The sequence below is a fragment of the Micromonospora sp. R77 genome (assembly GCF_022747945.1).
In the GTDB taxonomy this organism is placed as follows: Bacteria; Actinomycetota; Actinomycetes; order Mycobacteriales; family Micromonosporaceae; genus Micromonospora.
The window spans coordinates 1-8,366 of the sequence record NZ_JALDST010000003.1 but is presented as its reverse complement, the minus strand read 5'-3'; the positions used below and the strand labels follow the sequence as shown (position 1 = coordinate 8,366).

The window sequence follows — 8,366 nt, the reverse complement described above, 5'->3', positions numbered from 1 at the left end:
GGGCGCCGGCGCGTCCCCGGTGCCGGTGGCGGCCACGGTCATGCTCGGCTCGCGGTACTGCCGCTCGCCGTCGACCTCGAAGAACTCCCGGGCCTGGCCGGTGCCGGCCAGGATGGCGTCCGCCAGCGCGGCGGCATAGACCGGGTCGCCGCAGCCGTCGTAGACCCAGCGCGGGCCGAGCACCGTGTGGTGGGTGGTGCCGACGAGCCAGCCGTCCGCGCCCGCCAGTGGCGCCCCCCGGTAGGTCAGTGGCACCTGGTGGACCGGGCCGTCCCCGGCCCGGACCAGGATCGTCTCGATGCCGACCTCGCCGGCCGGGTCGTCGAACCGGAAGCCCGCCACCCGGACCGGCTCGGTGCCCGCCGGCCCGTGGAACCAGCGCCGGCCGGGCAGCCACGTCGCCAGCAGCTCGAGCTTCGTGGGGCGGATCTCCGCCCGGTGCAGCAACGCCATGCGCGGAATCGTAGAGGCCGCCGTGCGACCTCGCCGCCCGGCGTACGTTTGGTGACCGGGTCGCGGAGGCATTAGCGCTGCCGGAGGGGGCCATGACCGGCACGTCGGAACAGATCACACGGGCGACCGAGATACAGCCGGCGCCGCGCTGGGTGGCACCCGTGTTCGGGCTGCTGGCGCTGCTCACCCTGCCCTGGATCGGCTACCTCGCGCTGACGCTGCCCCACCATGCGGTGACGGTGCACTACCGGGCCGCGTGGGTGGGTTTCGACCTGGGGCTGGTGGCGATGCTGGCGCTGACCGCCTGGTACGCGTACCGGGGGCACCGGCTGGTGGTGCCCGCGGCCGGCGGCACCGCCACCATGCTGCTGGTGGACGCCTGGTTCGACGTGGTCACCACCCCGGCCGGGCCGGACCTGGCGCTGTCGATCCTGCTGGCCGCGCTGGTGGAGCTGCCGCTCGCCGCGGTGTGCGTGTGGATCGCGCGGCACGGTGACCGGATGGTGGAGCGCCGGTTGCGGCAGCTCGCCGCCCGGGCCGAACTGGCGCACGCCGAGGGTGCCGGCCGTCGCCGGCTGCCCCGCCTCCGCGTGCCGCTGCGCTGACGGCTGCGACCCGACCGGGCGCGGGTCAGGCCGGCCAGGCCCTGGCGAACAGGTCGCGGGTGTCGGCGAGCAGCTGCGGCAGGACCTTGGTGCGGCCGATGACCGGCATGAAGTTGGCGTCGCCGCCCCAGCGGGGCACCACGTGCTGGTGCAGGTGCGCGGCGATGCCCGCGCCGGCCACCCCGCCCTGGTTCATGCCCAGGTTGAAGCCGTGCGCGTTGGAGACCTGCCGGACCACCCGCATGGCGTCCTTGGTGAAGGCGGCCAGCTCGGTGGTCTCCGGCGCGTCCAGCTCGGTGTAGTCGGCGACGTGCCGGTAGGGGCAGACCAGCAGGTGCCCCGGGTTGTACGGATAGAGGTTGAGCACCGCGAAGACGTGCTCGCCCCGGGCGACGACCAGGCTCTCCTCCGGCGGCAGGCCGGGGGCCAGGCAGAACGGGCAGCCGGTCGGCTTCTCGTAGCCGCCCTCGGGCCGGTCCTCGCCGGAGATGTAGGTCATCCGGTGCGGCGTCCAGAGCCGTTCCAGCCCGTCCGCCAGCCCGTCGTCGGTGCCGTTCCCGCTGTGCCGCTCCGCCCCAGTCACACCAGCGATCCTACGGTCCACCCGTGGCCCGTGCCGATCACGCTGGGCGGCCGGAGAGGTGTGAGAAGGGGCCCCTTCTCTACGCCAGGCGTTAAGAGGGGGCCCCTGCTTACATCTCAGCTCTCGGCGGAGGGGCCGGCGTTGGTGCGGGAGCGGACCACGTCGAGGATGTGGCTGACCGCCTCGGCCGTCGGTACGCCGTTGCGCTGCGAGCCGTCCCGGTAGCGGAAGGAGACCGTGCCGGCGGCCACGTCGTCGTCACCGGCGATCACCATGAACGGGATCTTCTGCTGCTGCGCGTTGCGGATCTTCTTCTGCATCCGGTCGTCGCCGAAGTCGACCTCGGCCCGGATCCCCTGCCGGGTCAGCGTGCCGACGAACTCCTGGAGGTAGTCGGCGTGGTCGTCGCGGATCGGGATGCCGACCACCTGCACCGGGGCGAGCCAGGCCGGGAAGGCGCCCGCGTAGTGCTCGGTGAGCACCCCGATGAACCGCTCGATGGAGCCGAACTTCGCGCAGTGGATCATGACGGGCTGCTGCCGGGTGCCGTCGGCCGCCTGGTACTCCAGGCCGAAGCCCTTCGGCTGGTTGAAGTCGTACTGGATGGTCGACAGCTGCCAGGTCCGGCCGATGGCGTCCTTGGCCTGCACCGAGATCTTCGGGCCGTAGAAGGCCGCGCCACCCGGGTCGGGCACCAGGTCCAGGCCGGTCTCCCGGGCGCACTGCTCCAGCACCGCGGTCGCCGTCGCCCAGTCCTCGTCGGAGCCGACGAACTTGTCGAGCCTGCTCTCGTCGCGGGTCGACAGCTCCAGGTAGAAGTCGTCGATGCCGAAGTCCTTCAGCAGGCTGAGCACGAACCCGAGCAGGTGCTTGATCTCACCCGGCGCCTGCTCCTTGGTGCAGTAGGAGTGCGAGTCGTCCTGGGTCAGGCCGCGCACCCGGGTCAGGCCGTGCACCACGCCGGACTTCTCGTAGCGGTAGACCGAGCCGAACTCGAACAGCCGCATCGGCAGCTGCCGGTAGGACCGCCCGCGCGACCGGTAGATCAGGTTGTGCATCGGGCAGTTCATCGCCTTGAGGTAGTAGTCCGCGCCCTCGAGCTCCATGGGCGGGTACATGCCGTCGGCGTAGTAGGGCAGGTGGCCCGAGGTGTGGAAGAGCCCTTCCTTCGAGATGTGCGGGGTCCCGACGTACTGGAAGCCCTCCTCGATGTGGCGGGCGCGGACGTAGTCCTCCATCACCCGCTTGATCACGCCGCCCTTGGGGTGGAAGACCGCGAGGCCGGAGCCGATCTCGTCGGGGAAGCTGAACAGGTCCAGGTCCGCGCCGAGCTTGCGGTGGTCGCGCCGGGCGGCCTCCTCCAACAGCTTCAGGTACGCCTTCAGCTCGTCCCGGGTCGGCCACGCGGTGCCGTAGACCCGCTGCAGCTGCGGGTTCTTCTCCGACCCGCGCCAGTAGGCGGCGGCCGAGCGCATCAGCTTGAACGCGCCGATCAGCCGGGTGTTCGGCAGGTGCGGGCCCCGGCACAGGTCCGACCAGCAGACCTTGTCCTCGTTCGCGGCGAGGTTGTCGTAGATGGTCAGCTCGCCGCCGCCCACCTCCATCACCTCGGAGGAGTCCAGCCCCTCCCCCTTGACGTCGATCAGCTCCAGCTTGAACGGCTCGGCGGCCAGCTCGGCCTTGGCCTCGTCCAGGCTGCCGAAGCGCCGCCGCCGGAACCGCTGCCCGGACTTGACGATCTCCTGCATCCGCTTCTCGAGCTTGCCGAGGTCGTCCGGCTGGAACGGCTTGTCGACCGCGAAGTCGTAGTAGAAGCCGTTCTCGATGGGCGGGCCGATGCCGAGCTTGGCGTCGGGGAAGACGTCCTGCACGGCCTGGGCGAGCACGTGCGCGGTCGAGTGCCGCAGCACGTTCAGGCCGTCCGGCGAGTCGAGGGTCACCGGTTCGACGGTGACCTCCTGCGCCGGCGTCCAGTCCAGGTCGCGCAGCTGGCCCTGCGGGTCGCGGACCACCACGACGGCCTTCGGGCCGGTCATCGGCAGGCCGGCCGCGGCCACCGCGTCGGCCGCCGTCGTCCCGGTGGCGACGACGACGGGGTCGGCCACGGCGGGGGTACGGGGTGCGGACACGGTGACTCCTGTCGTCGATGGGGATCTTCGAGTGCCGACTGAGCGGCTCCTGCGATGCTATCGGGCGTCCCCCGCGCCCCGTCGGCCGCGCCGCGCTGTCCCGGTCGGTGGCCCGGACGAGTTCAGCCCCGCGTTGAACCTTTCCGCGCCCCGGGCCGAACTACCGGGTGTGGCCGGCGCCGGAACCGGCCGCGTCGAGACGGATGGGGACGACCATGAGGATGACCCGTCGGGGTCGGCGGTGGGCGGGCACGCTGCTGCTGACCGCCGTACTGGGGCCGGTGAGCTGGCCCGGCGCCGCGCACGCCGCCGAGGTGACGATCTCGACCTCGCCGGCCGAGGTGCACCAGGGCGACGCGGTGGAGGTGGCCGTCGTGCTGCCCGAGGAGCGGACCGGCAGCCGGACCACCCGGATCGAGCTGCGGATGCCGGCGGACGCGCCGATCGGTGAGGTCTATCCGCTGTCGGTGCCGGGCTGGGCGCCCCGGATCACCACCCGCACCCTGGACCGGCCGGTCGCCGGCATCCACGCCCCGGAACTGGACCAGGTGACCAGCCCGGTACGGCGCGGGAAGTGCTGCTTGACCAGCATCGGCAGCAGGATGTTGGCGACCGCGATGCCGGCCAGCGCCAGCGCGCTGGTGAGCACGAAGACCAGCGTCGAGTCGGTCACCACCCGGAGCACCTGCCCGACGGTGAGCGAGACCATGGCCACCACCAGGACGCGGGCCGGCGCGTACCGGCGGACCAGCCACGGGGTGAGCGCGCCGAGGCCGGCGAAGGCGATGGTGGGCAGGGTGGTGACGAGGCCGGCCATGGTGCCGGAGAGGCCGAGACCGCCGCGCACCTCGTCCAGCAGGGCACCGAGGCTGGTCACCGCGGCCCGCAGGTTGAGCGCGACCAGCAGCATGCCGACCAGCACCAGCGCGCCCCCGGCGGCTGGCGTGGACGTCCGGGCCGGCGGTGCGGCGGCGGGCGCCGGACCGGGCGTCACGTCGGCGGTGGGCGGGGCCGGATCGACGGGGGCGGGCGCCTCGGCGCAGGTGGGTGGCGGGGTCATGACCTCGAACCTACAATCATGGGATGAATTTCGGCAGGAGTTGTAACCGGTGACACCCGCCGACCGTTCCGTCGCCGTGCCACCCCGCGGTCAGCGGGTCCGCGACACCATCGCCCAGCTCCGCGAGCGCATCCTGGGCGGCGAGTGGCCGGTCGGCGGGCGCATCCCGACCGAGCCACAGCTCGTCGCCGCGCTCGGGGTGGGGCGGAACACCGTCCGCGAGGCGGTCCGCGCCCTGGTGCACGCCGGGGTGCTGGAGTGCCGCCAGGGCTCCGGCACGTACGTGGTGTCGACCGACGAGCTGGCGCCGGTGGTGGCCCGCCGGGTCACCGACGACCGGATGGCCGAGGTGATCGAGGTCCGGCGCGCCTTCGAGGTGGAGGCCGCCCGGCTGGCCGCGCTGCGGCGTACCCCCGACGACCTGGCGGCGCTCGACGCGGCGCTCGCCGCCCGGGAGGCCGCCTGGCGCTCCGGCCGGGTCGCCGGGTTCGTGGAGGCCGACGCGGCGCTGCACACGGCGGTGGTGGCCGCCGCCCACAACGGCATGCTCGCCGAGCTCTACGCCTCCGTCGGCACGGCGCTGCGCGGCACCGTCGCCCAGGCCATGGGCGACGCCCTCACCCCCGAGCGGTACGTCGACCACGGTCGACTCGTCGACGCGATCCGGGCCGGCGATCCGGCCCGCGCGGCGATCGAGGCCGGTGCTTTTCTGGAGCCGCCCTCGGGGGCATAGGTTGTGCCCGACGGAGAATCGGACAGCACAGGAGTACGGATGCTCAAGGGCTTCAAAGACTTCATCATGCGCGGCAACGTCGTCGACCTGGCGGTCGGTGTCGTCATCGGTGCCGCGTTCACCGGCGTGGTCACCCAGCTCACCAAGTCGTTCCTCGAACCACTGGTCCGGGTGATCATCGTTCTGATCACCGGCAACCCCAAGGGCATCAGCGGCTCGACGCCGTCGTTCCGGGGCATCCCGTTCGACTGGGTGGCCTTCGTCAACGCGGTGATCACCTTCGCGCTCACCGCGGCGGCGCTGTACTTCCTGGTCGTCTACCCGATGAACCGGCTCGCCGAGCGGCGCAAGCGCGGCGAGGAGCCGCCGCCCTCGGCGCCGAGCGAGGAGGTCAAGCTGCTCACCGAGATCCGCGACGCGCTGCTGGCCGGCGGACAGTCGATCCCGGCGCAGCAGCGCGGCGCGCTGGACGACGTGCTGGGACGCCGGAACGAGCCGCCGCACGCGCGCTGACCGACCCCGGCACACCGGCCCCTGCGGGATTCCCGCAGGGGCCGTCCCGTGTCGTACACATGTTCGATAGAGTCCCGCCATGGAACAGCGAAAGCACTGGTGGAACGGGAAATGGGGACGGCTGGCCCGGCGGGACGTCTTCCTCCGGGCGGACGCCGACCGCTGGCACGTGGAGCAGCGGGCCGGCGGCGCCGAGGGGGTCTCCCAGTTCTACGAGTACGACAGCGTGGAGGAGGCCGAGGAGACCGTCCGCGCGCTGCTGGAAGGACCGGACAGCTGGCGCGAACTCTCCCCCCGCCCGCCGGGCGGCTGGACCCCGCCCGTTTAGCGCCGGGGTGACCCGGGAACCGCGCCTGGATGAAGCAGCAGGGCACGCAGCAGGCCGTCATCTCCCGGGTCACCACCGGCATGCGGGTGGTCGACGCGACCGGCGTCGAGGTCGGCACCGTGGATCTCGTCCAGCGCGGCGACCCGGCCGCGGTGACCGTGCAGGGACCGCCGACCGCCGACCCGGGCAGCAGCCTGGACGAGCTGATCGCCTCGACCGCCGTCGAGGAGCCGGACGTACCGGCCGACCTGGCCGCCCGGCTGCTGCACAGCGGCTACCTGAAGGTCTCCACCGATCTGGCCCGGACCGGCGCGGTCTACGTGCTCGCCGACCAGATCGCCGCCGTCACCGACCACCAGGTAAACCTCGACGTCCCCACCACCGCCCTGCCCGCCGCGGAATAGCCGGTCCCACCTGCGGTTCTTTGTGTCTCACACCCAAACTCCTGTTAGGCTGGCAGACGCAGGACGCTCTTCAGGGCTCCCGCACCCGCCTTGAGGCCCGCGCACGCGGGCCTCTCGTGCATCCGGGTCAGGACTTCGTAGCCATCGGATCCCAGCACCAGCTGTGATAGCAGCGCGCCCGGACCAGAGACCACAGCCGCTCGTTGGCCGCCACCGCCCGGGGATCGGCACCTGACCGGTGGAGCCGCTGGAACAGGAACGTGACCAGGTCGACCGCCTGCACGAGCCGACTGGCGTGCGACGGAGCGAAGTGCAGCGTATCGACGATCCTGGTGAGCCTCCTCGACCGGTAGCCACCGGTGCCCGAAACCCGGTATCGGCTCAGGTCAGCGCGATGCACGGCCGGATTGTGCACCTCGTCGGCGATGACCAACGCATACTCGTCCCGGCTCGCCGTATAGCCGTCGACTCGCTCCAGCAGATGCGACAGGACCACCTCGTGCGCGGGGCGCGCAGAGGGGCCGTACCGCTCCGCGAGGGCCAGGCGCTGTACGCCTCGAAGGATGATCGTGACGTCCTCAGCACCGATGGCCTCCATGGCCGCGCGGTAGACCGCGATCCGCGCACGAGGGGGCACCCCCTTCCACACCGAACGGGCATGGAAGATGTCATATCCATGCAGCTCGGTGTCGGCCGGCACCCCGTACGTCTTTACCGCGTGATCCATCACCTGGTCGAGCGCCTCGCTCAGTGGCATCGCCACCTTGGCCGGAACCAGCAGCGCCCCGACCCAGTAGAAGCGATCGGTGGCCGACTCGTCGACGTAGGTGAGGAGCACCAGGCGAGGGTACGACCAGATCCAGACAACGGGCGCCTCATGCGGAGGCGTGTCGGCGCAGGTGAAGCTGCATCCGCTAGCGTGGCTCGTATGTGGATGGTGATCGGGGAGCAGCACGGCACGCCGGCCGATACCGACGAGCGGGTCGCCCAGTTCACGCACATGGCCGAGGTGACGCGGCAGAGTCCCGGCTTCGTCCGCGGCTGGTGGGGCACGGACGACGACGACCCGAGCCTCGGCCACGCCCTGGTCGTCCTCGACTCGCTGGAGAACGCCCGCGCGCTGCGCCGGATGGTCGAGGAGAACGTCACCGGCGTACGCCTGCGGATCATGGAGATCGGCGTGGCCGTACCGGCGTCCTGACCTCAACGGACGGTCAGCGGCCGATCCTCGGCGGTCTCCGGCCGGTCGGCCGGCGCTTCGGAGACGGCCGGCCGGCGGCGGAAGAGCAGCAGCATGAGCCAGCCGGCGAGCAGTCCCCAGAACGCCCCGCCGACGCCGAGCAGGCTCACCCCGGAGGCGGTGACCACGAAGGTGACCACGGCCGCCTCCCGGGTGTCCGGCGCGGCGACGGCGGCCGAGACCGCGCCGGCCAGGGCGGCGAGCAGCGCCAGGCCGGCCACCGCCTCGACCAGGATCGGCGGGGAGAGCAGCACCAGGGCGGTCGCCGCGCCCGCGCCGAGGCCGAGCAGGGCCATGCCGATGCCGGCGGTGACCGAG

General features: G+C 72.2%; 12 protein-coding genes and 2 pseudogenes. 7 read left to right on the top strand and 7 right to left on the bottom strand.

The window, feature by feature from the left end; all coding sequences use genetic code 11:
• On the bottom strand, positions 1 to 453 hold a 453-nt coding region (locus MRQ36_RS32690), incomplete at its 3' end, for a hypothetical protein (RefSeq protein WP_242801675.1).
• Positions 454 to 614: 161 nt separating this feature from the next.
• Between MRQ36_RS32690 and MRQ36_RS32685 the strand changes: the two genes are divergently transcribed.
• Positions 615 to 1,058, top strand: a complete 444-nt coding sequence (locus tag MRQ36_RS32685) for a hypothetical protein (RefSeq protein ID WP_242798777.1) — start codon at positions 615 to 617, stop codon at positions 1,056 to 1,058.
• Positions 1,059 to 1,083: 25 nt separating this feature from the next.
• Here MRQ36_RS32685 and MRQ36_RS32680 read toward each other — a convergent pair whose 3' ends face one another.
• From MRQ36_RS32680 to MRQ36_RS32670, 3 genes are all read right to left on the bottom strand, one after another.
• Complete coding sequence (locus MRQ36_RS32680) at positions 1,084 to 1,641, bottom strand: HIT domain-containing protein (RefSeq protein WP_374250637.1); 558 nt, start codon at positions 1,639 to 1,641, stop codon at positions 1,084 to 1,086.
• A 116-nt stretch (positions 1,642 to 1,757) separates the two neighbouring features.
• A complete protein-coding gene (thrS, locus tag MRQ36_RS32675) occupies positions 1,758 to 3,770 on the bottom strand; it encodes a threonine--tRNA ligase (RefSeq protein WP_242798775.1) in 2,013 nt (670 codons plus the stop codon).
• 160 nt (positions 3,771 to 3,930) lie between these two features.
• Positions 3,931 to 4,179 (bottom strand): hypothetical protein, encoded by a 249-nt coding sequence (locus MRQ36_RS32670; RefSeq protein ID WP_242801673.1) that lies wholly within the window; start codon positions 4,177 to 4,179, stop codon positions 3,931 to 3,933.
• On the opposite strand from MRQ36_RS32670, the pseudogene MRQ36_RS32665 reads away from it, so the two are divergent.
• A pseudogene (locus tag MRQ36_RS32665) lies at positions 4,112 to 4,270 on the top strand (DUF1775 domain-containing protein); the annotation flags it as partial. The gene MRQ36_RS32670 and the pseudogene MRQ36_RS32665 overlap by 68 nt on opposite strands.
• Positions 4,271 to 4,317: 47 nt before the next feature.
• Here the strand turns inward: MRQ36_RS32665 and MRQ36_RS32660 are convergent.
• Positions 4,318 to 4,830: pseudogene (locus MRQ36_RS32660) on the bottom strand (MFS transporter); the annotation flags it as partial.
• A 49-nt stretch (positions 4,831 to 4,879) separates the two neighbouring features.
• Here MRQ36_RS32660 and MRQ36_RS32655 point away from each other — a divergent pair.
• The 4 genes from MRQ36_RS32655 (at position 4,880) to MRQ36_RS32640 (ending at position 6,808) form a co-directional block, all read left to right on the top strand.
• A complete protein-coding gene (locus MRQ36_RS32655) occupies positions 4,880 to 5,563 on the top strand; it encodes a FadR/GntR family transcriptional regulator (RefSeq protein WP_242795911.1) in 684 nt (227 codons plus the stop codon).
• A 39-nt stretch (positions 5,564 to 5,602) separates the two neighbouring features.
• On the top strand, positions 5,603 to 6,076 hold the full coding sequence (gene mscL / locus MRQ36_RS32650; RefSeq protein ID WP_242795909.1) for a large conductance mechanosensitive channel protein MscL: 474 nt from the start codon (positions 5,603 to 5,605) through the stop codon (positions 6,074 to 6,076).
• Positions 6,077 to 6,155: 79 nt separating this feature from the next.
• Positions 6,156 to 6,404: a hypothetical protein gene (locus MRQ36_RS32645; RefSeq protein WP_242795907.1), complete on the top strand. Its 249-nt coding sequence runs from the start codon at positions 6,156 to 6,158 to the stop codon at positions 6,402 to 6,404.
• A gap of 29 nt (positions 6,405 to 6,433) precedes the next feature.
• Entirely contained in the window at positions 6,434 to 6,808 is a 375-nt protein-coding gene (locus MRQ36_RS32640; RefSeq protein ID WP_242795905.1) for a hypothetical protein, read from the top strand.
• Between the two features lie 127 nt (positions 6,809 to 6,935).
• Here the strand turns inward: MRQ36_RS32640 and MRQ36_RS32635 are convergent, their stop codons facing one another.
• Entirely contained in the window at positions 6,936 to 7,646 is a 711-nt protein-coding gene (locus MRQ36_RS32635; protein ID WP_242795903.1) for a DUF3800 domain-containing protein, read from the bottom strand.
• 90 nt (positions 7,647 to 7,736) lie between these two features.
• On the opposite strand from MRQ36_RS32635, the gene MRQ36_RS32630 reads away from it, so the two are divergent.
• Positions 7,737 to 8,009 (top strand): hypothetical protein, encoded by a 273-nt coding sequence (locus MRQ36_RS32630; protein WP_242795901.1) that lies wholly within the window; start codon positions 7,737 to 7,739, stop codon positions 8,007 to 8,009.
• A gap of 2 nt (positions 8,010 to 8,011) precedes the next feature.
• Here the strand turns inward: MRQ36_RS32630 and MRQ36_RS32625 are convergent.
• On the bottom strand, positions 8,012 to 8,366 hold a 355-nt coding region (locus MRQ36_RS32625), incomplete at its 5' end, for a benzoate/H(+) symporter BenE family transporter (protein WP_242801671.1).

Excerpts from the sequence above, each read along its gene's own strand:
- mscL (WP_242795909.1), top strand. The coding sequence starts at position 5,603 with ATGCTCAAGGGCTTCAAAGACTTCATCATGCGCGGCAACGTCGTCGAC.
- MRQ36_RS32645 (WP_242795907.1), top strand. The coding sequence starts at position 6,156 with ATGGAACAGCGAAAGCACTGGTGGAACGGGAAATGGGGACGGCTGGCC.
- MRQ36_RS32640 (WP_242795905.1), top strand. The coding sequence starts at position 6,434 with ATGAAGCAGCAGGGCACGCAGCAGGCCGTCATCTCCCGGGTCACCACC.
- MRQ36_RS32630 (WP_242795901.1), top strand. The coding sequence starts at position 7,737 with ATGTGGATGGTGATCGGGGAGCAGCACGGCACGCCGGCCGATACCGAC.